General features: G+C 65.8%; 24 protein-coding genes and 2 pseudogenes. 12 read left to right on the plus strand and 14 right to left on the minus strand.

Translation table 11 applies throughout. The features are described from left to right. Positions 1-326 (minus strand): annotated as a pseudogene (locus D573_RS0110010) (transposase); the annotation flags it as partial. A gap of 130 nt (positions 327-456) precedes the next feature. On the opposite strand from D573_RS0110010, the pseudogene D573_RS14985 reads away from it, so the two are divergent. From D573_RS14985 to D573_RS0110025, 3 genes and pseudogenes are all read left to right on the plus strand, one after another. Continuing rightward, positions 457-2216 (plus strand): annotated as a pseudogene (locus D573_RS14985) (putative bifunctional diguanylate cyclase/phosphodiesterase). 628 nt (positions 2217-2844) lie between these two features. Continuing rightward, positions 2845-3003 (plus strand): DUF3309 family protein, encoded by a 159-nt coding sequence (locus D573_RS14320; protein ID WP_018145506.1) that lies wholly within the window; start codon positions 2845-2847, stop codon positions 3001-3003. A gap of 111 nt (positions 3004-3114) precedes the next feature. Further along, entirely contained in the window at positions 3115-3429 is a 315-nt protein-coding gene (locus D573_RS0110025; RefSeq protein ID WP_018938491.1) for a BON domain-containing protein, read from the plus strand. 120 nt (positions 3430-3549) lie between these two features. On the opposite strand, the gene D573_RS0110030 is transcribed toward D573_RS0110025, so the two are convergent. The 4 genes from D573_RS0110030 to D573_RS0110045 all read right to left on the minus strand — a co-directional run bounded on the left by D573_RS0110030 (position 3550) and on the right by D573_RS0110045 (position 8813). Then, positions 3550-6096 (minus strand): chemotaxis protein CheB, encoded by a 2547-nt coding sequence (locus D573_RS0110030; protein ID WP_018938492.1) that lies wholly within the window; start codon positions 6094-6096, stop codon positions 3550-3552. Between the two features lie 22 nt (positions 6097-6118). Beyond that, on the minus strand, positions 6119-6727 hold the full coding sequence (locus D573_RS0110035) for a PAS domain S-box protein (protein ID WP_018938493.1): 609 nt from the start codon (positions 6725-6727) through the stop codon (positions 6119-6121). Between the two features lie 136 nt (positions 6728-6863). Beyond that, on the minus strand, positions 6864-7040 hold the full coding sequence (locus D573_RS0110040; RefSeq protein ID WP_018176672.1) for a CsbD family protein: 177 nt from the start codon (positions 7038-7040) through the stop codon (positions 6864-6866). A gap of 732 nt (positions 7041-7772) precedes the next feature. Next, positions 7773-8813: a fatty acid desaturase gene (locus D573_RS0110045; RefSeq protein ID WP_018938494.1), complete on the minus strand. Its 1041-nt coding sequence runs from the start codon at positions 8811-8813 to the stop codon at positions 7773-7775. Between the two features lie 682 nt (positions 8814-9495). Here D573_RS0110045 and D573_RS0110050 point away from each other — a divergent pair. The 3 genes from D573_RS0110050 to D573_RS0110060 all read left to right on the plus strand — a co-directional run bounded on the left by D573_RS0110050 (position 9496) and on the right by D573_RS0110060 (position 11531). Continuing rightward, entirely contained in the window at positions 9496-10149 is a 654-nt protein-coding gene (locus tag D573_RS0110050) for a Crp/Fnr family transcriptional regulator (RefSeq protein WP_018938495.1), read from the plus strand. Between the two features lie 324 nt (positions 10150-10473). Then, entirely contained in the window at positions 10474-10794 is a 321-nt protein-coding gene (locus D573_RS0110055) for a rhodanese-like domain-containing protein (RefSeq protein WP_018176668.1), read from the plus strand. Between the two features lie 5 nt (positions 10795-10799). Further along, on the plus strand, positions 10800-11531 hold the full coding sequence (locus D573_RS0110060; RefSeq protein WP_018938496.1) for a glycosyltransferase: 732 nt from the start codon (positions 10800-10802) through the stop codon (positions 11529-11531). A 121-nt stretch (positions 11532-11652) separates the two neighbouring features. On the opposite strand, the gene D573_RS0110065 is transcribed toward D573_RS0110060, so the two are convergent. The 4 genes from D573_RS0110065 to D573_RS0110080 all read right to left on the minus strand — a co-directional run bounded on the left by D573_RS0110065 (position 11653) and on the right by D573_RS0110080 (position 14018). Beyond that, positions 11653-11940, minus strand: a complete 288-nt coding sequence (locus D573_RS0110065) for a CC/Se motif family (seleno)protein (RefSeq protein WP_018938497.1) — start codon at positions 11938-11940, stop codon at positions 11653-11655. Next, the gene (gene arsB, locus D573_RS0110070) at positions 11937-13028 is read right to left on the minus strand and encodes an ACR3 family arsenite efflux transporter (protein WP_018938498.1); all 1092 of its coding nucleotides are present in this window, start codon (positions 13026-13028) and stop codon (positions 11937-11939) included. Before arsB ends, D573_RS0110065 begins: the two co-directional genes overlap by 4 nt. A 29-nt stretch (positions 13029-13057) precedes the next feature. Further along, positions 13058-13528 carry an ArsI/CadI family heavy metal resistance metalloenzyme gene (locus D573_RS0110075; protein ID WP_018938499.1) on the minus strand — a complete coding sequence of 157 codons (471 nt, stop codon included), beginning with the start codon at positions 13526-13528 and terminating at the stop codon, positions 13058-13060. A gap of 112 nt (positions 13529-13640) precedes the next feature. Beyond that, positions 13641-14018: a helix-turn-helix transcriptional regulator gene (locus tag D573_RS0110080; protein WP_018938500.1), complete on the minus strand. Its 378-nt coding sequence runs from the start codon at positions 14016-14018 to the stop codon at positions 13641-13643. 231 nt (positions 14019-14249) lie between these two features. On the opposite strand from D573_RS0110080, the gene dapC reads away from it, so the two are divergent. The 4 genes from dapC to D573_RS0110100 are packed head-to-tail and all read left to right on the plus strand — an operon-like array spanning position 14250 to position 17197. Then, positions 14250-15443 (plus strand): succinyldiaminopimelate transaminase, encoded by a 1194-nt coding sequence (gene dapC / locus D573_RS0110085; RefSeq protein WP_018938501.1) that lies wholly within the window; start codon positions 14250-14252, stop codon positions 15441-15443. 45 nt (positions 15444-15488) lie between these two features. Continuing rightward, entirely contained in the window at positions 15489-16310 is an 822-nt protein-coding gene (gene dapD, locus D573_RS0110090; protein ID WP_018145491.1) for a 2,3,4,5-tetrahydropyridine-2,6-dicarboxylate N-succinyltransferase, read from the plus strand. After that, positions 16303-16656 carry an ArsC family reductase gene (locus D573_RS0110095; protein ID WP_018938502.1) on the plus strand — a complete coding sequence of 118 codons (354 nt, stop codon included), beginning with the start codon at positions 16303-16305 and terminating at the stop codon, positions 16654-16656. The genes dapD and D573_RS0110095 overlap by 8 nt, the downstream gene beginning before the upstream one ends. Positions 16657-16669: 13 nt before the next feature. Further along, the gene (locus D573_RS0110100; protein ID WP_018938503.1) at positions 16670-17197 is read left to right on the plus strand and encodes a DUF2062 domain-containing protein; all 528 of its coding nucleotides are present in this window, start codon (positions 16670-16672) and stop codon (positions 17195-17197) included. A 7-nt stretch (positions 17198-17204) separates the two neighbouring features. On the opposite strand, the gene D573_RS0110105 is transcribed toward D573_RS0110100, so the two are convergent. The 3 genes from D573_RS0110105 to D573_RS0110115 are packed head-to-tail and all read right to left on the minus strand — an operon-like array spanning position 17205 to position 18995. Beyond that, the gene (locus D573_RS0110105) at positions 17205-17426 is read right to left on the minus strand and encodes a hypothetical protein (RefSeq protein ID WP_018938504.1); all 222 of its coding nucleotides are present in this window, start codon (positions 17424-17426) and stop codon (positions 17205-17207) included. Further along, positions 17414-18196, minus strand: coding sequence for a type III pantothenate kinase (locus tag D573_RS0110110; RefSeq protein ID WP_018938505.1), 783 nt, complete (start codon positions 18194-18196; stop codon positions 17414-17416). The genes D573_RS0110105 and D573_RS0110110 overlap by 13 nt, the downstream gene beginning before the upstream one ends. Next, entirely contained in the window at positions 18189-18995 is an 807-nt protein-coding gene (locus D573_RS0110115; protein WP_018938506.1) for a biotin--[acetyl-CoA-carboxylase] ligase, read from the minus strand. Before D573_RS0110115 ends, D573_RS0110110 begins: the two co-directional genes overlap by 8 nt. A gap of 113 nt (positions 18996-19108) precedes the next feature. Between D573_RS0110115 and D573_RS0110120 the strand changes: the two genes are divergently transcribed. Beyond that, entirely contained in the window at positions 19109-19852 is a 744-nt protein-coding gene (locus D573_RS0110120) for a lytic transglycosylase domain-containing protein (RefSeq protein ID WP_018650027.1), read from the plus strand. A 281-nt stretch (positions 19853-20133) separates the two neighbouring features. Here D573_RS0110120 and D573_RS0110125 read toward each other — a convergent pair whose 3' ends face one another. Both D573_RS0110125 and D573_RS0110130 read right to left on the minus strand, forming a co-directional pair. Continuing rightward, positions 20134-20463 (minus strand): DUF2007 domain-containing protein, encoded by a 330-nt coding sequence (locus tag D573_RS0110125; protein ID WP_038068268.1) that lies wholly within the window; start codon positions 20461-20463, stop codon positions 20134-20136. A 49-nt stretch (positions 20464-20512) separates the two neighbouring features. Then, positions 20513-21130 carry a hypothetical protein gene (locus D573_RS0110130; RefSeq protein ID WP_018145483.1) on the minus strand — a complete coding sequence of 206 codons (618 nt, stop codon included), beginning with the start codon at positions 21128-21130 and terminating at the stop codon, positions 20513-20515. Positions 21131-21330: 200 nt separating this feature from the next. On the opposite strand from D573_RS0110130, the gene ppk1 reads away from it, so the two are divergent. Further along, the gene (ppk1, locus tag D573_RS0110135) at positions 21331-23415 is read left to right on the plus strand and encodes a polyphosphate kinase 1 (protein ID WP_018938509.1); all 2085 of its coding nucleotides are present in this window, start codon (positions 21331-21333) and stop codon (positions 23413-23415) included. The last annotated feature ends 173 nt before the right edge of the window (positions 23416-23588 follow it).

Genomic DNA, 23588 nt, shown 5'->3' on the forward strand with positions numbered 1-23588 from the left:
CGGGTACTCGTTGCGGCAGCGCTGAATCATCTCGTACCGGGTGATGATCCCTTGGCAAAGTACGCGGCCGCGTCTCTTAAAAAATCCCGTTCCTTGGTCACCCGGGCCAGATCGCGCCTCAGACGCGCGACCTCCTCATCCCTTGGCGTCCCGGTACCGGAAAAGGCCTTGCTGGCCCCGGCCTCCGCCTCCCGAACCCAGCGGGTCAGCAGGGTCGGACTGATACCCAGCTCCAAGGCAATCTGCCGGCAGCTTGTGCCCGATCGACGAACCAACTCCACCGCTTCCCGCTTGTATTCCGGGGTGTAACGTTTACGTTTCGACATGAACACTCCTTCGGCCCAGTATGGGCCTTCTCGTAAGTGTCCGCTTTAACGGGGTAGAACCCGGCGCGCGGCGGAGGCCCGACTCGCAAGGGTCGCTTCCCGGGAGTCCCCCGAATCGACCCAGGCGCTCGTGCACGAACTCCGGGTTAACCAGGTCGAGCTGGAGATGCAGAACGAGACCCTGCGTCAGGCCCAGCATGAACTGGAAGAATCGCGTAACCGCTATGTCGATCTCTTCGAATCCGCCCCGGTGGCCTATGTCATCGTTGCGCGCGATGGCCGGTTGACCGACGCCAATCAGCTCGCCACCCGGCTCCTGGGCCTGACCCAGGCACAGTTGCTTGAACATTCCTTCGACCAGTTCATCGCTTCCTGCGACCGGGAGCGATGGCAGGAACGCGCCGCGGCCGTGTGGGCGGGCCGCCTCGACACACCCCAGGAGCACGAACTTCTACTCCAGAACGCGGAGGGCTCACAGTTCCCGGCCCAACTGCAATGCGGCGCGCTGGACCGCTCCCACACCGGGAACACCATGCGCATCGCGTTTTTCGACATCACTGAGCGCGCCGAGGCCGCAGCCGAGATCCACCGGCTCGCCTATTTCGATGCACTGACCGGCCTTCCGAACCGACGCCTGCTGCTGGACCGTCTGGCCCAGACACTGGCGGCATCCGAGCGCAAGGGCCTCTACGGCGCGATCGTGTTTCTCGACCTCGACGATTTCAAGGTGCTCAACGATACCCGGGGTCACGACGCCGGCGATCGACTCCTCGCCGAGGTGGGTCAGCGCCTGCGTGCCGGGCTGCGCGAAGGCGATACCGTGGCGCGCATGGGCGGAGACGAATTCGTGGTGATCCTGGACGGTCTCGGCCCAACGCGGGACAGCGCCGCCCTGCTCGCCCAGAGCATTGGCGAAAAGCTGCGTCAAAGCATCGCCGAGCCCGTCGATTTCGGCGACTTCGCGTTCCACTGCACGACCAGCATCGGCGTGCGCCTGTTCGGTCCGGGCGAAACCCAAGCAGAATTGCTTCAGCATGCCGATCTGGCCCTGTACCGGGCGAAATCGGCCGGGCGCAACCGGGTAATCTTCTTTGACCCGTCCATGCAGGCGGTGCTCGATGCCCGGGGCATCCTGGAGGACGCACTGGGCCAGGCACTCAGCAAGGGGCAACTCGAACTGCACGGTTCGATGGAACACGGCGCGTGGTGGGAGCCGAGTCGCTGCTCCGCTGGCGACATCCGAAACACGGATTGATGGCGCCTGGCGCCTTCCTCGGGATGGCCGCACAGACGGGTCTGATCCTGCCCATCGGTCGCTGGGTTCTGGAGATCGCCTGCGCCCAGCTCGCGGCCTGGGCACAGGATCCCACCACCCGCGAACTTACCCTGGCGGTCAATATCAGTGCGCTGGAGTTCCGGCAGGACGATTTCGTCGATCAGGTCCGCAAGGCACTGGAGTCCACTGGCGCCAATCCGGAAAGGCTGACCCTGGAGCTGACCGAAGGCGCGACCCTCGACAGCAGTGAAGCGACCATGGCCCGGTCGCGGCAACTGAGGGAGATCGGGGTTCGTTTATCGGTGGACGACTTCGGAAGGGGTTGGTCGTCCCTGTCTCGCCTTACCCGACTGCGGCTGCAGGAAATCAAGATCGACCCTTCGCTGGTGGCCAGCATGGGCCAACCGGGTGCCGACACCACCCTGGTTACGGCCATCCTCGCCCTGGCCAAGAGCCTGGGGCTCGCGACCGTTGCCGAAGGCGTGGAAACCGAGGCACAGCGCCGCCTCCTCGCCGACCAGGACTGCGATACCTTCCAGGGTTTCCTGTTCAGCGCGCCACTGCCACTGGACGACTTTCAGCGCCTTCTGCGCAAGGCAGGGCCGTGCCCTTAGCCGTTGCGGTGAGCAGCGCTCGTCGAGGTTCGGCTCCGCATTTTCTGCCGCAGCCGTTCCTGCCCGCTCCAGATTTTGGCAAGGGCACTCCTGGAGAAGACAGGGCCATCGCCCCCGTCTGCGCAGCTACCCGTACGGTCGAGCGCATCACCGGGGGCGTTTCCGGGCTCGTTGGCGGTCATGATCACTCCTCATCTCCGGACCGAATGCGCGTTCCATAGCGCGGACAGCCCGCCTCGTTCTGGCTTCCCCAGGCAGAAAGCCGCCAACCGGCTACCCGGGCTGACCCGGCTTGGGCAAACGCGACCGGACAAGAATGCCATTCCCCTGCGGACGACTCTGTTCGCCGCCGAACAAAACCACCTTCCTTGCCCTGCCCCTTTGATCGGTAACCGGCCCAGGCGCGGCGTACCCGGCCGTTGGTCGACAAGTTGGGGGCCCACGCGCCGGTTGAACTCAAGCCGGCCCGCCGGCCCCGCAGTAACGCCGGATCTTTTTCGCTTGCGGGAAGGCCCGCTATGTGTGCGGGATCGTACAGACAGCCCATCGGGCACACGCCAGACTTTCTCACAGGTGCTGGTCAAGAAGACCCGGCCACAAAACGGCCCACAACACTGAGGGAAACGCCATGACACTGGGAACCATTCTGCTCATCGTCCTTGTCCTGCTGTTGATCGGCGTGATCCCGACGTGGCCGCACAGCCGGAACTGGGGCTACGCCCCGGGCGGGGTAATCGGCGTGGTGCTGATCATCCTTCTCATCCTGCTACTCACCGGCCGGATCTAGTCCCATCGTTCCTGCCGACGGACAAGCCGCCACCGACACCCCGAAGTCAATGCAGCGCCTGACCGACACCGTCCACGGTGACCAGGTCCATACCCATCTGGAGAACAAGAAATGAGACAGTTGCGATATTTACCCCCGATCTTCCTGACCCTTTTGCTGGCCCTGCTCCTCGCGGGTTGCGCTGCATCGAATGAAAGACAGACGGTCGGCGAGAACGTCGACGACAGCGTGATCACCACCAAGGTGAAGGCGGCATTGTTCAACGAGCCATCCCTGAGCGGCTTCGAAGTCACCGTCGAGACCTACGAGGGCCGCGTGCAGTTGAGCGGCTTCGTCAGTTCCCAGGAGGACATCAACAAGGCCGTCGAGATCGCACGTGGCGTCGAGGGCGTACGGTCGGTCAAAAACGACATGCAGCTCAAATAGCGCTCGGACCCCGCTACGCACGCTCGGCCACCCTGCCGAGGCCGCGATCGCGGTGGCGCGCCGCCACTCGACCATGCTCCATGACGGCCCGCCCATTGGGGCGGGCCGTCATCGGTTTGGCTACTCCCGCAACGCAGCTTCCAGTCTCTTGGTCTCGGTGATATCGACCATGGTGATCACCACCCCATCGATCACGTTGTCCACTCGTCGATAGGGCATGATGCGGACCGTGAACCAGCGCCCGTCGTCGGTCGTGATCTGTTTCTCCGAGACGGCCAGGGTGCGCAGGGTATCGCGGGCATCGTCATGCAGTTCCGGGTATTCCAGGCTGGTGGTCAGATCGCTCAGCGGCCGGCCGACATCGCTCTCCCGGAGACGGAAGACCCGGGCCGCCTGATCGGTATAACGCCGGACATCCAGATTCTGATCCAGGAACAGGATGGCGATATCGATGCTGTTGAGCACGTTCTGCATGTCGCTCTGCGCGAGCGCGAGATCGTCCAGCTTGGCCTGCAGTTCGGCATTGATCGTCTGCAGTTCCTCGTTCATGGACTGCATCTCTTCCTTCGAGCTATTGAGCTCCTCGTTGGTCGATTGCAGTTCCTCGTTGGCGGATTGCAGCTCCTCGGTCGCAGCCTGCGACTCTTCCCGGGCCGTGCGCGCCTCCTCGCGCAAGGCCTCGATCTCGGCACGGTATTGCTGCAGCTGGGCGTCATGCGCGGCCGGCATGGGCCCCTTGCCCTTGTTCCTGCGCCCGCCCCGCCCGGCCGTGCTCGGGGCCAGATCACGGAAGACGATCATGGTCATGCCCCGCAAGGGGGATGCGTCATGAAAGGCATGCACGGTGACATCGACGCGCTGTACTCCGGCGTGCGTGGGCACCTCCAGGCTGTGCAGATGCACGGGGCGGTCGGCCTTCGCGGCCTTCTTCAACGCCCCGGCCAGAGGCCCACCCAGGCCTTCGCGCGCCATGGCGAAGATATTCCAGTTGGCCTTGCCAGCGGCCGGCTCGAGGTACTTTCCGGTATGGCCGCTGACGTAGACGATATCCCCATCGGTGTTGAGCACCACCGCGGACGGCGCATACACCTGCAGCAGGACCTGATCGGCCGCCTCCTGCAGCGCATCGGCGGGTTGGGAAGAAACCTCGGATGGGGACACGGGACGCTCCTTGCTCGGGCCGGACAGCGGCGGGAAGGCATGCAGCAGGAAATCACGCCCACCCATGTAGGTGTGATCCTGGCGCTGATAGAACCGCAGCCGCGACTCGATCGGCGTGAACAGATGGTTGAACTGCCCGACGGTCTCGGAAGTCCCCAGAAACAGCACGCCACCCGGGCGCAGGCTGTAGTGGAACAGGGGCAGCAGCTTGCGTTGCAATACTGGCCCAAAATAGATCAGCAGGTTGCGGCAGGCAATGAGGTCGAGCTTGGTGAATGGCGGGTCGAGGATCACGTCATGCTGGGAGAACAGCACCATGTCCCGAATGCCCGGTATCACCTGATAGTCGTGTTCATGGGCGGTAAAGAAACGCGCCAGCCGTTCGGGCGACACATCGTCCGCAATCGCGAGTGGGTACCGGCCCCGGCGCGCGGTCGCAATGCCGTCCGGGCTCAAGTCCGACGCGAAGATCTGCAACGTGACGGCAGGCGGCGGCTGCGATCGCTCCATGACCTCGGTGAACACCATGGCCAGCGAATAGGCCTCCTCGCCGGTCGAACAGCCAATCACCCAGGCGCGAAGCTTCTCTGCCCCCTTCTGTCGCTCCAGAAGCTCGGGCAGCACCGTATCCGCCAGATACTCCCAGGCGGCGGGATCACGGAAGAAGCTGGTCACGCCGATCAGCAGTTCCTTGAACAGCAGTTCGGCTTCCTGCGCGTTGTGTTCGAGGAACGCTGCGTACTCCTCCAGCGAGGCGATGCCATGGATGGCCATGCGCCGTTCCGTCCGGCGCTGCAGCGTGCTGGGCTTGTACAGCGAAAAGTCATGGCGAATCCGCTGCTGCAACGCGGCAACGATCCGTTCCAGGGGCGTGGAGATGTCCGAGGGGGGCGCCTCTTCCGCAACGGCGCTCGCCTCGCGCACGACGGCCAGGATCCGTTCCGGCAACTCGCTCGGCGTCGCCACGATATCGGCACACCCCGCATTGATCGCGCTTCGGGGCATCGAGTCGAACTGCGCCGATTCGGGGTCTTGCACCGCCGTCAGGCCGCCCACGGCCTTGATCGCCTCCAGGCCCGCCGTACCGTCCGAGCCCATACCGGAGAGCACCACTCCGATGGCGCGCTCGCCCTGCCCACTGGCCAGGGACGAAAAAAGGATATTGACTGGCAAGCGCATGCCCCGTGGCTCCGCGGGTGCGGCCAAATGCAGTGTCGTGCCGACTATGGTGAGTTCCGTATTCGGCGGAATCACATACACGTGACCCGGTTCGATCCGCATGCCCTGTTCGGCCGCACACACCGGCATGGCCGTAACCCGCTGCAGCAGTTCGGGCAGCAACCCTTTCTGGGTGGGATCAAGATGCTGCACCACGACACAAGCGATGCCGCGATCCGGCGGTATGCGGTGCAGAAACTCCTCCAGCGCGACCAGACCGCCGGCCGATGCCCCGATTCCAAGAATGCGTACCGCCTCCGGAGCATCGACAGGGGAACGGTTACCCATACTCAGCGGCTCCCGCGCAGGCTCATCGCGGCGATGATTCGCACCTCGAGACGATCAGTAATACGTCCTCGCCCCCCGGGCCCAGGCTCGCGGTGATTCGCAACGGCTCCGCGCCATTACCCCCTCGACCGCTGGATTCGACCGAGCAGCAGACACCCCCGGCGCCTTCCCGGCACGCTTCAACCACGCCCTGGATCGCCGAGTGGCTGCCCTGCGCGAACCACGACGCCAGGGGCGCGCCCTCGAGTCCATCCGGTGCCGTACCGAGCAGCTCCGCGCCGGCACGATTGCCTTCGAGGATTCTTCCATCGAGCCCGACCACCAGATACCCCACCGGCGCAAACTCATAGAGACCCCGATAACGAGCCAGGGCCTGGTCCAGCTCCTCCTGGTCGGTTCTCAGCTGGGAGTTCTGCAGATCCAGCTCGACCTGGTGGGTCTGCAGTTCACTCAGCAGCCTGAGCGCATCCGCGGCGGTATCAGGGTCGCTTGCCAGGCGATAAAGGAGCGTCAGCGAATCCGGGCCAACCGTCCAGCCACCGTTAGGCGGAGCCGAGCCCTCTTTAAGCCGGGACTCGGCCTCATGGCGCAATTGCAACTGTCTCTCGAACTCCGGGCTCAGCTTCCGCATCGGTCCTCCAGTCAAATCCTTCCCGAGGTCACGCCCTCTGGTGCCCGCATGATAGCCCGGTGCCGGGTCGCTCTGCTTCCCGGCGCACGCACCGCGATCGCAGCCGGTGACCGGGGCCACCCGTCGGAAGTCCGGGTCAAGTGGAATCCTTGATGTCCTTCTTCAGGTCGCCATACCCCGCCTGGAGCTTACCGCCCGCCTTCTGAGCGCGCCCTTTCACTTCCAGCTCCTTGTTGCCAACGACCTTTCCGGCCGTCTGCTTTGCCTGGCCCTTCGCCTCTTCGACGCGGCCCTTGATCTGGTCCTTGTTCATGTCCCTCTCCCATTAACGATGGTCGAAAAAAGGAGTCACATCCGAGATGGCTGCCCGGCCCACCCGTCAATCACTTACGGGGGCCCGACCCGCATCTCTGCGACGGTCTCCGGCGTGTCCGAGCGACCACTCGCGTTCCCGGCGTTTCGCCAGCTTCAAGCTACGTGAGCGCCAAGCCCAGCGTCTGTCTGTTGCCGAACAAAACCCGGCAGCGGAACACAACCCGTCCTGCTTCGGCATGCGGCCATGCGGGTGTCTGTGCGCCACAAGCCAGCCAATGCAGTGACCTCGCAGCGTGCGCGGCCCGCTTGAATGAGTCCCGAAACGCCCTGTGCGGTGCCGCACCGACGGGCAATCCGGCCACGCATACGCTTAAAGGCGAATCACGGGGTTCGGACAGCCTGTTGCCGAACCCGTCCAACCAGGAAAAAGCTCATGAACCAGATCATCTACATCGTCGGCGCCATCGTTATCGTCCTGTTCATACTGGGATTCTTCGGACTCCGATAGGACCCGCATCGTCGCCGCGGAGGGTTTGCCCGCAGCTTTGCCGGGCCGCCGAACAGCCCGCCGGTCATTCGGGGGAGCAGCCACAGGCCGCCATCCGCCAGACAGGGTGCGCCATCCGGCATGGCCGGTTGCGCACCAAGGAGACCCTGATCCATTCGCACGTCCGGTACCGGCGGCCGACGCACGCGTCGAGCGCCCTGCCGGAGACCCCGCTCTGTCTGTCTACGCGCGTACCGGAGGTGTCTGCGTGCTTGCGTGTTCGAAGGGGACCAGACGTTGCCGCTCCTCGTCCCACAGGGCGAGCCGGGCGCAATGGAGGCTTTGCTTCAACGTGACACGGCTGATCTTGCGAAGCTGCGGATGGTCTTCCAGCACCTCGGGCAATCGATAGAACGGAATGCGGCTGGCGAGATGGTGGACGTGGTGGATCCCGATATTCGCGGTCATCCAGCGTAGCGGGGCGGGCAGATCATAATAGGAGCTGCCGTAGAGCGCCGTTTCCTGGAAGCTCCACGCCTCGTCGTGCGCCCATCGCGTATTCTCGAACTGGTGCTGGACATAGAACAGCCAGACGCCGATCGCGCCCGCCAGAACCGCGATCGGCAGGTGCACCAGGAGAAAGGTGCCCGCACCCACCAGCCACATCATCCCAACGACGACCAGCGCAATGCCTGCATTGGTACCCATGGTGCTCAACCAGGGCATCCATCCCGCGCGCAGGAACCCGACGGGTAGGCGGTTGCTCAACATGAAAAGGTACACCGGACCCAGCCCGAACAGGATCAGCGGGTGCCGGTACAGCCGGTAACGCAGGCGTTGCCAGGCAGACAGGGCCTGGTATTCCCGCACACTCAAGGTATCGATGCTCCCCTCGTCCGCGCGATCCAGATTGCCGGAGTGCGCATGATGGAGGGCATGCGTGTGGCGCCAGAAGTCGTAGGGCGTGAGCGTGAAGACGCCCAGCGCCCGTCCCACCCAGTCATTCGCGCGCCGGGACGGGAAGAATGACCCGTGCCCGCAGTCATGCTGGATCATGAACAGCCGCACGAGAAATCCGGCAGCGGGAATGGCCAGCACCAGGCCAACCCAGTAGCCGGCGCTCACACTGGCCCAGGTCAGAAACCAGAAAAGTCCGAACGGGATCACGGTAACGACCAGTTCAAACCCGCTGCGCGCGAGAAGCGGCGTACGATACGCGGACAGTGCGCGCTGTAACGCTCGGGGATCATCGGCGGGTTCGACAACCGCTGCTTGTGGCTCCATGCTGGGACTCCGTACTTGGCTCGACTCCAGCGGCCGGGTTCACAACCCACCGCCGGCGAACCGGTTTCTAACACCGGGCTTTCGGTCTCGATACTACCGGGTCCGAAAGCCGTACACTTCCAGCCTATACTGGGGCCAGGCGCGTTCACCGTATGTTCGATCCCGCACATTGCGCCTGCTGCACCATGGCAGCTTCCGCTCCGCCCCCCGCGAGCCTTGTCGTCTGTTCGCCTCCGCGAGTCCGTGCAGACGCCCTGGTCACGCCAATTGGACACGCACATTGAACGTGGAACGTCCAAACCTCTGTAGCACCCGGGTGTTACTCGATCTGCCCGCTATTCAGTCTCGGCTCCGCGTAGCCTGGGGCGACACGCACGCGGGTGGACGCCCCCCGAAAGAATCCTTTCAAGTTCACGTTTACGTGAATAGAGCGTTGACGCCCAGCATCCGGAAGTCTATTACAGCAACATGGCTTGGTAGCGATCGAATCCATGAACACTTCAGCCAGCAGCGATGGGGCACCGTCGCGCTTGCGGCCACCGGGGGGGCTTATGTACTGATTCAACCTTCGGGCAGGGGGGCCAGGATGCCGTACTCCGATAGACTTCGCGCGAACGAGTTGCTCGCAGGACTTCCGCTCGACGATTACGCGCATCTTTCCCCGCACATGGAGGCGGTACCCATGCCGTTGGGGGAAGTCCTCGCCGAGCCCGGACACCCGATGCGCTACGCCTACTTCCCCACCACGGCCATCGTGTCCCTCCTCAACGTCATGCAGGATGGTGCAACAACCGAAGTCGCCGTGGTTGGATACGAGGGCATGATCGGGGTCTCCTTGTTCATGGGCGGCGAGAGCACATCCAGCCGCGCGGTCGTGCACAGCGCCGGACACGGGTTCCGGCTGAAGGCCCAGGTCCTGAAAGACGAGTTCACCCACGGCGGGCACATGCAGCAATTGCTGTTGCGCTATACCCAGGCGCTGCTGACCCAGATGGCACAAACGGCGGTATGCAACCGCCACCACACCCTGGACCAGCAACTCGCCCGCTGGCTGCTGCTGAATCTCGACCGTCTGCACGCGAACACCCTCGAAATGACCCAGGAACTGATCGCCCATATCCTGGGCGTGCGCCGGGAAGGCATCACCTGCGCCGCCGGAAAACTGCAAAAAGTGGGCCTGATCGAGTATCACCGCGGGCACATCACCGTGCTCGACCGGCCCGGTCTGGAAGCGTGTGCCTGTGAATGCTATGCGGCGGTGCGGGCGGAATACCATCGTCTGCTGTCGACGACGCCTGACCTGCAAACGGGAGGCCGATTAAGCGTGTCTCGCTGACAGCCCCCGCGATCGCCATGGATGCAGCGCCTGGTGCCGGGCCCATCCACCACGAACGTCGCGGGCCCGGGTGCCATTCGCATGCTCTCGCACGCCTCCCCATCGCCGCAGTTATACAAGAACCGCCGCAACCTCCAGCCAGCCCTCCTGCCGCAAACTACACGATGCGATCCCGGGCGACTCGACCCGCCGTACCCATGAATGGGTGTCTCCCTCCGCGACAGCATGCCGGTCGATCCCCCTCGACGCGGTAATGATCGTGTTTCTTGCGCCCCGGCCCGCCGCACCCTAGCGTGGCGGGCTTACTCAGGCACGGATCGACCCATGCGCCAGATGTCTCCCCGAGAACTACAGGACTACCTCGCCCAGGCGGAGAACCCGCCGTTGCTCCTGGATGTACGCGAGCCCTGGGAATACGAGCACTGCCACATCGGGGGCTCGCAACTGCTCCCGATGGGCCAGATCCCGACGGCCTATCAGGATCTGAACGCCGAGGACGAGATCGTGGTGATCTGCCACCACGGGGTGCGCAGCCAGCAGGTCTGCGGATTCCTGGACCGGGCCGGATTCCAGCACGTGATCAACCTGACCGGCGGCGTCGATGCCTGGGCGCGCGATGTCGACCCCCACATGCCGACCTACTGACCCGCGTGTCCCGCAGACCGGCCCTGTCGATCATCATCCCGGCCTGGAACGAGGCCGAATGGCTGCCGCGCACCCTGGCGGCGGTGCAGGAAGCGCTGTCCGGCATTGACCGGAACAGCGAGATCATCGTGGTCGACAACGCCTCGACCGACCGCACGCCACAGATTGCCCAGGCCGCGGGATGCCGAGTCGTGTTCGAACCCGAACGCCGCATCAGCCGCGCCCGCAATGCCGGCGCGGCCGTAGCCTGCGGCGATTACCTCCTGTTCGTCGATGCCGACACCTGGCCCGACCGCGCCCTGTTGCAGGCAACACTGGACGCGCTGGACAGCGGCGAGGTCTGTGGGGGTGGCGCGCGGGTGACCTTCGACCACCTTAGCCACCGGATCTATCGCTGGGGTGCCACCGCGTGGAACACCCTCTCCGCGCGCCTGGCTCTCGCGGCTGGCTGCTACGTCTTCTGCACCCGCGAGGCCTTCGCGGCGGTGGACGGCTTCAGCGAGGCCGTGTACGCGGGGGAAGAGGTGTTCCTGTCCCGCGCGCTGAGACGCTGGGGCCGCGCACACGGCCAGCGCGTCGAGATCCTGGAAACGCCCGTACAGACCTCCGGCCGCAAGGCGGACTGGTTTCATCCAGGTCGCCACGTCCTCGTGGTGACGCAGGTCCTGCTGTTCCCCTGGAGCCTGCGCTCACGCCGCCTCAGCTGGTTCTGGTACACCCGCCCACGACGGCAGTAAGGAAGAGACCGAACGCCGAAATCGGGCCCCGGTGATCAGGATCTCGACAAGGTCGGCCACCGAACCATCGATCCACCGCGACCTGAATTCGTTCGGACACCGTGCTCCCCCGCCCCGAGCACTAACGCCGCCCCATCTCCCCTTCCACCACCAGGCGACGCCAGCGAAACAGGCCCTCGACGTCAATCCGGTAGGGGCCCGGACCCAGGTCCCCCGCCACATGGACCCGGATCCCCTCGATCTCGCGCACCGTGTAGCCGTCGGCCCGGCGGGGCGCGCCGCGCTCGGCCACTGGAACCGCCGCCTGGCCGCCACAACAACCGTGGCGCGTGGACCATCGCAGCACCACCTCGCCGCCCTGCCCGGCCAGCCACTCGCGCGCGGCGTCGGTCAGGGTGATCGTGGTCATGCCGGTTTCGCTTCATTGTCCGTCGGGAACCAGTGACGCGTGCGATTGGCGATGCGCACCAGCGCCAGCATCAACGGCACTTCGACCAGCACACCCACCACGGTCACCAGGGCCGCCCCCGACTGCAGGCCGAACATCGCGATCGCGGCCGCCACCGCCAGCTCGAAGAAGTTGCTCGCGCCGATCATCGCGCCGGGGGCCGCTACCGCATGACGCACCCGCCAGGCCTTCGCCCAGTAGTAGGCGATGTAGAACACCAGGAAGGTCTGGATGATCAGCGGAATCGCGATCAGCACGATATGCCCCGGGTTCTCCAGGATGCGCTCGCCCTGGAAGGCGAACAGCAGGACCAGCGTCACCAGCAGGCCGATCGGCGTGACCGAGCCCAGACGTTTCATGAACACGTTGTCGAACCACTCGATGCCCTTTTTGCGGATCAGCCAGATGCGCGTCAGGTAGCCGGCGACGAACGGAATGACGATGTACAGCAGCACCGACACCGCGACCGTGTCCCAGGGCACGTGGATTTTCGACACGCCCAGCAGGAGCACCACGATGGGGGCAAAGGCGAACAGCATGATGATGTCGTTCACCGCCACCTGTACCAGCGTGTATGCGGCGTCGCCGCGGGTCAGGTAGCTCCAGACGAACACCATCGCGGTACACGGCGCCGCGCCCAGCAGGATCGCCCCGGCCAGGTATTCACGCCCCAGGTCTTCCGGGATCCAGGCGGCATACACCACCATGAAGAAGAACCAGGCGATCGCGAACATGGTGAACGGCTTGATCAGCCAGTTCACCGAGGTGGTGATGGCCAGGCCCTTCGGCTCCCGGCGCACGCCGAGGATCGCGGAGAAGTCGATCTGCACCATCATCGGGTAGATCATCGCCCAGATCAGGATGGCCACCGGGATGGAGACCTGGGCGTACTCCCACTGCGACAGGGTCTCCGGCACCACCGGCAGGAACTGCCCCAGGGCGACGCCCGCCACGATGCACAGCGCCACCCACACGCTCAGGTAGCGCTCGAAGATGCCCATGCCTTCCTTCGTCGAGATCTCCTCGACGGAGGCGTTCCGGTCGGTCATTGCTTCCTCCGTATCTCCCGGGTAACGCGTCAGCAACAACCCTTGGCGTCATTGTCACTAGCTGGCCCGCACGAGACGGTTGATGTCCCTTCCGGTACACAGCAGTCACCGGTCCCTTCATCCTCTGCGCCGAACATCGGGATGCTCCCGAGCGTGTGATAACTCTCCCACGCGATCCCGGCCGGATCGGTGGTCCAGTACTTGTCGGATTGCGCGTAGCAGCAATGCGTGCCCATCTCCTCGTGCACGTCCGCGTCGATGGCGTCCAGACGCTGGCCCAGCTCGTCGAGCTCGCCCGCCTCTTCGGCCTGGATGCCGAGGTGGTTCAGGCCCACCGGCGCACCGCGGGCCGACACCGCGAAATTGACCCGCGGGTCCTCCAGCATCCATTTCGCGTAATCGCCCTTGACCACGCTCGGCTCGGCCGCAAACAGATGCGAATAAAAGCGGATCGCCGGTTCCAGTTCCGGCACGGAAACGTGCAGGTGCATGCGCTTCATGGATCAGACTCCTCGATTCACTCCATCTCGCGGATCGGCCCGGGGTCCCACGGGTCATCCCAGGTGGACCCGGCCCGGCTCGGTCGTTGCAGTCCCCACCCGGGCGCGTGGTCTATCGAACGTGCCGGTCCGCCACTGGCCGCGCCGCTGTGGCTTCCGTATCCCCTGCACAGTCCAGGGCCGCAGGCAACGCGCAGCTGTCGGAGTCGGCCGCGCAGCAGTTCTCGGTCAGGTAGGTGACCAGGTCCTGCATCGCGTCGAGATTCACCCGATAGCGCTGGTAGCGCCCTTCCTGCGTGACCGTCAGCAGGCCCGCCTGCGTCAGGGTCTTGAGGTGAAACGAGAGGTTCGTGCGCGGCAGTTCCAGGGTTTCGGCGATTTCGCCGGCGACCCGCCCAGCGTGGCCATAACGCACCAGCAGGCGCACGATATCCAGGCGAATGCCGGAGGCCAGCGACTCGAACATGTGGGTGGCGGTGACCTGGTCCATGGACGAATGTTTCAACTTTCCTTGTATCGTTGTCAAGTGACAGGACCCAGTCGCAGTGGCCGCGCGCGCATTTTTTTCTCAAGAACCGCCCGATGCCTCCCCGCTCAGCCTGCAGGGTTCGCGCCGGACCACCCGGTCGCCGCCCGTCTGTCGGGGTTTTCCCGCGGGGCATCGAGGCCCGGTATACTGCGCGGTCTTCCGTTCAACTCCGACCACGACGCCCGAGCCGCCATGAACCCGCGCCTGGACCGGCTACAGCCCTATCCGTTCGAACGCCTGCGCCGGCTGTTCGCGGACCTGCAACCGCCTGCGGACCGGGAGCCCATCGCACTGTCGATTGGCGAGCCGCGTCACGCACTGCCCGATTTCGTCGAACCCGTCCTGCGGGCCTCCCTCCAGGGCTTCAACCACTACCCGACCACACGCGGCGAACCGACCCTGCGCGAGTCCATCGCGGCGTGGCTGCAACGGCGGTTTGATCTCGGCAATGTGGACGCGGAACGGCAGGTGCTTCCCGTCAGCGGAACCCGCGAGGCCCTGTTCGCGATTGCCCAGGCGGTCGTGGCGGAGAAGCCCGGCGCCCGCGTGCTGATGCCGAATCCGTTCTACCAGATCTACGAGGGCGCGGCGCTGCTCGCCGGGGCCGCGCCGGCCTTCTACGACCTGGCGCCGGAGAATGGCTATCTGCCCGACTTCTCGGCGGTCGACGCGGCCACCTGGGAGGACGTGCAGCTCGTCTACATCTGCAACCCGGGTAACCCCGCCGGGGCCTGCATGTCCGAGGCTGCGATGCAGGATCTGATCCGCCTGGCCGAGCGCCATGACTTCATCATCGCGGCGGACGAATGCTACTCCGAGATCTACCACCCCGATGGCGAGCCGCCGGCCGGCCTGCTGGGGGCCGCGGCGCGCATGGGCAACGCCGCATTCGAGCGCTGCATCGTCTTCCACAGCCTGTCCAAGCGCTCCAACCTGCCGGGGCTACGCTCTGGTTTCGTGGCCGGCGATGCGGCCCTGCTCGACCGCTTCGCGCTGTACCGGACCTACCATGGCTGCACCCTGCCGCCGCCGACCCAGGCCGTCAGCCGCGCCGCCTGGTCAGACGAGGCCCACGTGGCCGAGAATCGTGCCCTCTATGCCGAGAAATTCGCTGCAGTGGTCCCGATCCTGGAATCGGTGATCGACGTGCGAGCACCCGCCGCCGGCTTCTACCTGTGGCCGCGCGTGCCGGATGGTGACGACGAGGGCTTTGCTCGACGCCTCTACGGCGAGGCGGGGGTCACGGTCCTGCCGGGGCGCTACCTCTCCCGGACCGACCCGGAGACGGGGCACAATCCCGGGGCCGGACACGTGCGCATGGCGCTGGTCGCCGCGCCCGCCGCCTGCATCGAGGCGGCCGAGCGGATCACCGCGCTGTATCGTTAACGCCACTCATCAATTTATTTTTCATTGCCTTAAAGGGAATACCTAATGTCCGATATCCAGAGCACCATCGAAGCCGCCTTTGAACGCCGCGCCGACATCAACCCGCGCAACGTGGAAACCAACGTCCGCGACGCCGTGAACGAGGCGCTGGATATGCTGGACACCGGCCGTGCCCGCGTCGCCGAGAAGAAGGACGGCGACTGGGTGGTGAACGAATGGCTCAAGAAGGCCGTGCTGCTGTCGTTCCGCATCTCCGAGAACGAGTTCATCAAGGGCGGCTTCACCAACTACTACGACAAGGTCCCGTCCAAGTACGCGGATACCTCCAGCCGCGACTTCCGCGAGGCCGGCGTGCGCGTCGTGCCCCCGGCCACCGCCCGTCGCGGGAGCTTCATTGCCCCCAACACCGTGCTGATGCCGTCCTACGTGAACATCGGCGCCTATGTCGATGAAGGCACGATGGTGGACACCTGGGCCACGGTCGGCTCCTGCGCCCAGATCGGCAAGAACGTGCACCTCTCCGGCGGCGTGGGCATCGGCGGCGTACTGGAGCCGCTGCAGGCCGCCCCGACCATCATCGAGGACAACTGCTTCATCGGCGCACGCTCCGAGGTGGTCGAGGGCGTGATCGTCGAGGAAGGCGCGGTCATCTCCATGGGCGTGTACCTGGGCCAGTCCACCCGCATCTACGACCGCGAGAACGACGAGATCCTCTACGGCCGCGTGCCGGCTGGCTCCGTGGTCGTCTCGGGCAACCTTCCGTCGAAGGATGGCAAGTACTCGCTGTACTGCGCCGTGATCGTGAAGCGCGTGGACGAGAAGACCAAGGCCAAGGTGGGCCTGAACGCCCTGCTGCGCGATGTCTGAGATCGCGCTCTACGGCATCGCCAACTGCGATACCGTCCGCAAGGCCCGCCGGTCGCTGGATGCGGCCGGCGTGGGCTATCGTTTCGTGGACGTTCGCAAGGACGGGCTGGAGGCGGACCGGCTGCGCGGCTGGGTCGACGCCGTCGGCTGGGAGACCCTGGTCAACCGGCGCGGGACGACCTGGCGCCAACTCCCGGACGATCAGCGCGAGGGACTGGATGCGGAACGCGCCATCGCGCTGATGATCGAACACCCGGCGCTCATCAAGCGGCCCGTCATCGAACAGGACGACGCGATCACCGTCGGCTGGACCCCCGAGACTGCGGCCCGGTGGGGAGCGGCCTGAGGCACTCGCGGCCATGCTGAGACGGGCCAGCATCCGTTGGCGGGCCTTGCGCTGGCGCGCCCACAACTGGCTGGCCCGTCATCCGCGCCTGCATTCCGGGCTGCATGCCGCCGGGAGCATGAAGAGCGGCCCGGAGGCGCTGGCCCGCGGGGTCGCGATCGGGCTGTTTATTGGCCTGACCCCCACGGTCGGCTTCCAGACCGTGTTGATGATCATTCTCTGCATTGCACTGGCGGGCAATTTTCCCACGGCGTTCGTGGCCTCGTTCGTCAGCAACCCCTTCACCGCCGCGCCGCTGTATTGGGGCTTCCACGAACTCGGCGAGGCCGTGTTCTACTATGTCCCGCTGATCTCGCACGACCCCGACGCCTGGTATCTGCAGGGCATCGGGGACGAGATCACCTATACCCTGATGGGCAGCCTGCTGATCGCCACGCCAACCGCCATTGCCGGCTACTGGGCCTCCCGCCGCCTGTCGGCCGCCTGGCAACGCCACCGCGACCGGCGCCGTGCCGAACGCGCTGCACAGCGGGAGCGTTAGAGAGCCACTACTGGACCCCGCTCCGAAGTCGTTCACGCCACACCGAATCACCCGGGTCCGGGTCACCAGCAGGCGCCTCCAGCCACGCATCCAGCAGCTCCACCTCGCCACCATTGCGCTCCAGCGGGGGCACGTCCGCGTAGGGATCGGGGTTGAGGCGGCCGTCGTGCCAGGCCCAGGTGAAATACCCCAGGTTCACCAACGCGAGAAACAGGATCAGCCAGCGCATTCGGCGCCCTCCCAGCGCGACAGCTCCCAGAGGCCGTCCAGCACCAGGTTCGGGAAAATCGTGGACTCTGCACGCAACACCGGCGCCAGCCAGTAAGCATCGCCCCCCGTCAGCCAGCAGGCCGCGCCCGCCCGCTCCGCGGTCCGCGAGCGCGCGATCAACCCATCCAGCGCGCCGGCCAGCCCCAGGCTCCATCCGCGCTCCAGGGCCTCGGTGCTGTTCAGGCCCGGCGCGGTCTCCAGATCATCCGGCCATTGCGTGGCCTCGCGCGGCGCAATGCGATCTGTCAGACGCGTCTGCAGCGCCTCCCAGCCGAGCTGGCGCCCCGGCAACAGATAGCCTCCCGCATGGCGACCGTCCGCCTCCAGTACATCCACGGTGACGGCGGTGCCGGCATCGACCAGGATCATCGGCGCATCGCAGCGGGCCCGCGCCGCGACCAGCGCGCAGTAGCGATCCACTCCCAACTGCCCCGCCGCATAGTCGATCCGCAGGCCATGCGGGCCGTCCGCCGGCACCGTCACCGCGTGTACCGGCGCGTCGATCCCGGCAGCCGCCAGTTCGGCCGAGAACGCCGCCTCGCGCTCGCCGGGCCCGACCCGCGACAACCAGACGGCCTTAAGCGGGGCCTCGCGCGCCATCGAGGCCAGGCCACGGACACAACCGGCCGGGTCACGATTCGCCCCGGACCCCAGCACTTCGCCCTCCGCGTTGCGCACCTGCCACTTCACACGGGTACTGCCGATATCCACCAGGGCAATTTCAGCCATGTTCGCAACTCCGTACCGAGACCTCGCCCGAATGCAGGTGCCGGATCGCACCGTCGTCGAACTGCACAACCAGGCAGCCGCTCGCCGGATCGATTCCATGCGCCTGTCCGCGGACGCCGTCATCCAGGATTTCGATCGGCCGGCCGCGCAGGCAGTCCAGCCGCACCAGCTCACGCTCCAGCGGCACAAGCCCTTCGCCCATCAACAGCGGATGCAGGCGACATTGCTCCGCGATCACCCGGGCTGCAAGCTCCAGGAGATCCGGAACCAGACCGGGGAGCTGGGTCGCGAGATCGGTCACCGCACGGTCCAGCTCCAGGGCACCGGCGCCTTGCCGGTTGAGACCAATCCCCACCACCAGCCAGCCTGGCTGGCCACCACTCGCCGCGCGCTGCTCCACCAGGATGCCGCCCAGCTTGGCGGCATCGACCATCAGATCATTGGGCCACTTGAGTCGCACACCTTCCAGACCCAGCGCTTCCAGCGCACGGATGACCCCAACGCCAACCCCGACCGGATAGGCGGGCGGCACCCGCCCCTGCATGATGGGCCATGCCAGCGACAGCGCCAGGCTCGCCCCCGGAGGCGAATGCCAGACACGACCGCGCCGCCCGCGACCCGCTGTCTGGGCCTGCGCCACGCAGGCGCGTGGCAGATCGCCCGCCTCGGGGCGGGTCTCCAGCAGATAGCGGTTGGTCGAGTCCACCGACTCCAGCACCTCGACCGCCGGCGGCGTCACACCCGCCCCGTCGACCAGGCGTTCGACACGCGCTTTCAGGCGTGCGCTCTCCGGCGCCATAATGCAAACTGTGAACGCGGTCTCGGTCATCGGGATCAGTACTCGGCTCGCATCCGGGCCAGGGGGAACAGGGCTTGCATACAAGGCACCATGGTAAGCATTCCGGTCGGACGCTGCTGCGCCTGCTGATACTGGTGGCGGGGCTGGCTCTGGCCGGCACCAGCGCGGCCGAGCTCTACTCCTTTCGCGATGCCTCCGGGGCCCGGGTCCTGACCGACGAGCGCCCACAGGGCGTTCCCTACGAGACCATCCGTTCGCCCGGCGGCGCCGGCACGGTCACCTCGACACCCGGCGGTGGAAACTGGTCACCCAGTCAGATCTTCGTGTTCCAGGGCCCGGGTGGAGAGCGCCTGATCACCAACCAGCGTCAGCAGAATAGCGGCATGGAGTTGATCGCCACCTATGGCCGACCCACTGCCCGCGCACGTTGCGGTGCCCGCGCCCGCAATGCCCTGGCCACCGGCGGTGGCGACTTCGCGGACCTCATCCACAACGCCGCCCACCGCCAGGGCGTGGACCCGGCGCTGGTGCAGTCGGTGATTCACGTGGAGTCCTGCTTCGATCCGCAGGCGGTATCCCGGGTGGGCGCGCACGGCTTGATGCAGCTGATGCCCGCTACCGCCGCCGATCTCGGGGTAACCGACCGCTTTGATCCCGCCCAGAATATCGATGGCGGCACGCGCTACCTGGCCGCCATGCTCGATCGCTTCGAGGGGGATCTGGATCTCGCCCTGGCCGCCTACAATGCCGGCCCCGGCGCGGTGGAACGGCATGGCGGCGTGCCCCCGTTTCGCGAGACACAGAACTACATCCAGCGCATCCGCGCCCAGTATGGCGGCAACGGGCGGCCCGACTGACGACCCTCAGGCCTTAGGGAGACGCTGATTTAATCGCACGTTCGCGTTGGAGCCCCCTGTTTCCCGAGACCAGGCGCGTCGTGCAGCGGGTAGTGGTTCTACCCGCAAGCGGCGCAACGCAGGATCGGGGAACAGGGGGCACCAACCCGACAAATCATTGAAAGAGCGGGCTCGGCCGCTTTTGCGCGCGCACGGCGTTGCGGTTCCCTTGTGCAGAATGACTGCACGGCAGTCACCGCGCCTTGTTCGCACGCAAAAGCGACTCGAGCGCGAACGTGCGATTAACTCAGCGTCTCCCTAGGCTTGTCCCGGCCGCAGTTCCAGCACTGGGTGAACTGCGGCTCGATCACCTCGCCGCAGCGCGGGCACTTCCAGTCGCGGCCGTCGTGTTCGGGCTCGCCCTCCAGGTATTCCAGGATGATGGCGCGCGCCTCCTCGGCCTGTTCCTCGTGCACGACCATGATGCGGGCCCAGGTCTCGGTCGGCGGGACTTCCCCAACGGCACCGTAAAGCCCGGCCTGGTTCACGTAGGCCGGGATGCCGGCCTCCTGCAGCAGGGTCTCGATGAACCCGGCCATCACCGGGTCGGCGGCAGAATAGACGGTCCTCATGATCGCGACCGTAGCACGCAGCCCGGACCCGGCGCAGCGGCGGCGGTGCCTACTGCACGGTGCCCTGGTTGGCGGCCTGGAAGTACTCCATCGCCTTCTGGATGGCGAAGAACGGGGCCTCGTCGAGGGCGATCTGCGTATGCGGCAAGTTGATGTCCGCGTAGTACTTGCGCATGGCCAGCACGTGGATCGGCAGCTCGCGCGCGAACATCGGATTTTCGAAGTTGAAGTACTGCCCGAGCCCCAGCACGAGGTCCTGGCGTTCTTCGGCCGTCAGGCTCTCCGGCGACACCACGACATCCGGCAGCTGCCCGGCCTGGCCATCGACCGAGACCACCACCTGGCGATCGCCTTCGGCCGCGGCGGGGATATCGTCCCCAGTCACGAGCTGCAGGTTCTCGGACAGGTCCAGGTAGCCCTTGGACAGGATATGGCCGTGGGGCTGAAACACCTTGCTGGACATGTTCACTGCCCACAGCTCCAGGGTCTCCTTGAGGTCCTGGGCCGCCTGCACCTCGCCCAGGGCGAACAACTGCCGGGCGTAGAGGATGTCCCAGACCCAGACCTGACCGTATTCGGGCAGCTCGCCTTCGGCGACCACCGAGACCTTGTGCAGCTCCGGCTGTGCCTCGTCGCGCGCGTGCAGTGTCAGGGTAAATTCGGCCAACGGACTTCTCCTTACGGCAGCGCGTTTCGCGCCGCATGATCAAGCATTCAAGTATAGCCACCAGCGCCGAGACAGCGCAGTTCAGGTACGCCGCTCGGGGACTTCCAGGACCGTTCCGGGCCGTCCCAACCGACCCCGGTTCACGGAACTGACATAATGCCGTCATAGACTCTCGGTCCCACTTCTGCCGCGAGTCGTGCATGCCGGATGCCGACGTGACCCAAACCGACCTGTTCCTCAACCGCGAACTGTCCCTGCTGGAATTCAACCGCCGGGTACTCGCCATCGCCCAGGACCCGGCCTTCCCGCTCCTGGAACGCCTGCGCTACCTCAGCATTTCCTCCACCAACCTGGACGAATTCTTCGAGGTCCGGGTGGGCTCGCTGCGCCAGCAGGTCGAACTGAACGTGCAGGCCCCGGGCCCGGATGGCCTCTCGGCCGCCGAACAGCTGCGCCAGATCGCGCCGCGCGCCCACGACCTGGTGGAACAGCAGTACAGCACCCTGAATGACGAACTGATCCCGGCACTCGCAGCGGAGGGGATCCACTTCGTTCGGCGCACCCACTGGGACGCGGCCCAGCGGGACTGGGTGCGGGAGTACTTCCGCCAACAACTCCAGCCGGTCCTCAGCCCGATCGGCCTGGACCCCGCCCATCCGTTCCCGCGCATCCTCAACAAGAGCCTGAACTTCATCGTCACCCTCAAGGGCAAGGATGCCTTCGGGCGTGAATCCGGCCGCGCCGTGGTCCAGGCCCCGCGTTCCCTGCCGCGCCTGGTACGGCTACCGCGCGAGGTCGCCAGCGGCGACAACGACTTCGTGCTGCTGTCGTCCATCCTGCATGCGCACGTGGACGAGCTGTTCCAGGGCATGAAGGTCACCGGCTGCTACCAGTTCCGGCTGACCCGCAACTCGGACCTGTTCGTGCAGGAAGAGGAGATCGACGACCTCCTGAACGCCCTGGAGGGCGAGCTGCCCCAGCGCAACTACGGTGCCGGCGTGCGCCTCGAGGTCGCGGACAACTGCCCGCAGGAGGTCGCGGAGTTCCTGCTGCAGCAATTCCACCTGGAGCCGGACGACCTCTACCAGGTCACCGGACTGGTCAACCTGAACCGTCTGATGGCCGTGCACGAACTGGTGGACCGGCCGGACCTCAAGTTTCCCCCGCTGGTCCCTGCCCTGCCCCGCAGTGACACGAGCGGCAGCGGCATCTTTGCCTGCATCCGCGACCAGGAGCTGCTGCTGCATCACCCCTACCAATCGTTCATGCCGGTGGTCGACTTCCTGCGCCAGGCGGCGGCGGACCCGCGGGTGCTGGCCATCAAGCAGACGCTCTACCGCACCGGCACCCGCTCGCCGCTGGTCGAGATCCTGATCGAGGCGGCGCAGGCCGGCAAGGAGGTCACCGTCGTGATCGAGCTGCGGGCGCGCTTCGACGAAGCCGACAACATCGAACTGGCCAACCGCATGCAGGACGCGGGGGTCCATGTGACCTACGGCGTGGTCGGCTACAAGACCCACGCCAAGCTGGCGCTGGTCGTGCGCCGCGATGGCGACCGCATCACCCGCTACGCCCACCTGGGCACCGGGAACTATCACTCCGGCACCGCCAAGGCCTATACCGACTTCGGCCTGCTGACCGCCGACCCCGTGCTTACCGAGGACGTCCACCGCGTGTTCCTCCAGCTCACCGGCCTGGGCAAGGTGACCCGACTGCGCCAGCTGCTCCAGGCGCCGTTCCGCCTGCATGCCGCGATGCTGGAGAAGATCCAGCGCGAGATCGACAACCACCAGGCCGGGAAGCCCGCCCGCATCGTCGCGCGCATGAACTCGCTCAACGAGTCGAAGATCATCCAGGCCCTCTACAAGGCTTCGCAGGCGGGCGTCCCTATCCAGCTGGTCGTGCGCGGCATCTGCAGCCTGCGCCCCGGGGTGCCCGGCATCTCGGAAACCATCGAGGTGCGCTCGGTCCTGGGCCGGTTCCTGGAACACTCCCGCGTGTTCTATTTCGAGAACGGCGGCGACCCCGAGGTGTTCCTGTCCAGCGCCGACTGGATGCCGCGCAACTTCTTCCGCCGCGTCGAGGTGGCCTTCCCCGTACGCGACCCGGAACTGCGCGACCGCGTCGCCGAGGAATCCCTGTTCAACTACCTGCAGGACAGCTCCACCGCATGGGCACTGCAGCCCGACGGCAGCTACCAACGCATCCGGCCAACCGCGGGCGAGATCCCCTATTCCGCCCAGGAATCCCTGAGCGCCCAACTGTCGGGTGCCACCACGGGCTGAGCGACCCTCTGTCTCGCCGACTTCAGACTCCCTCATTGGCAACGAGCTTCAGCCAATTGCAGGGAACGTTCTTCCAGGCGTTGGCTCCCTTCCGCCGCGGTAGGGTGCCGTTGAGCGCAGCAAAACGCACCATTTCCCGCGTCATGCCAATCCCTTGATGGGATTCGCTGCGC

This window comes from Thioalkalivibrio sp. AKL9, from assembly GCF_000377825.1.
Taxonomy (GTDB): domain Bacteria; phylum Pseudomonadota; class Gammaproteobacteria; order Ectothiorhodospirales; family Ectothiorhodospiraceae; genus Thioalkalivibrio; species Thioalkalivibrio versutus.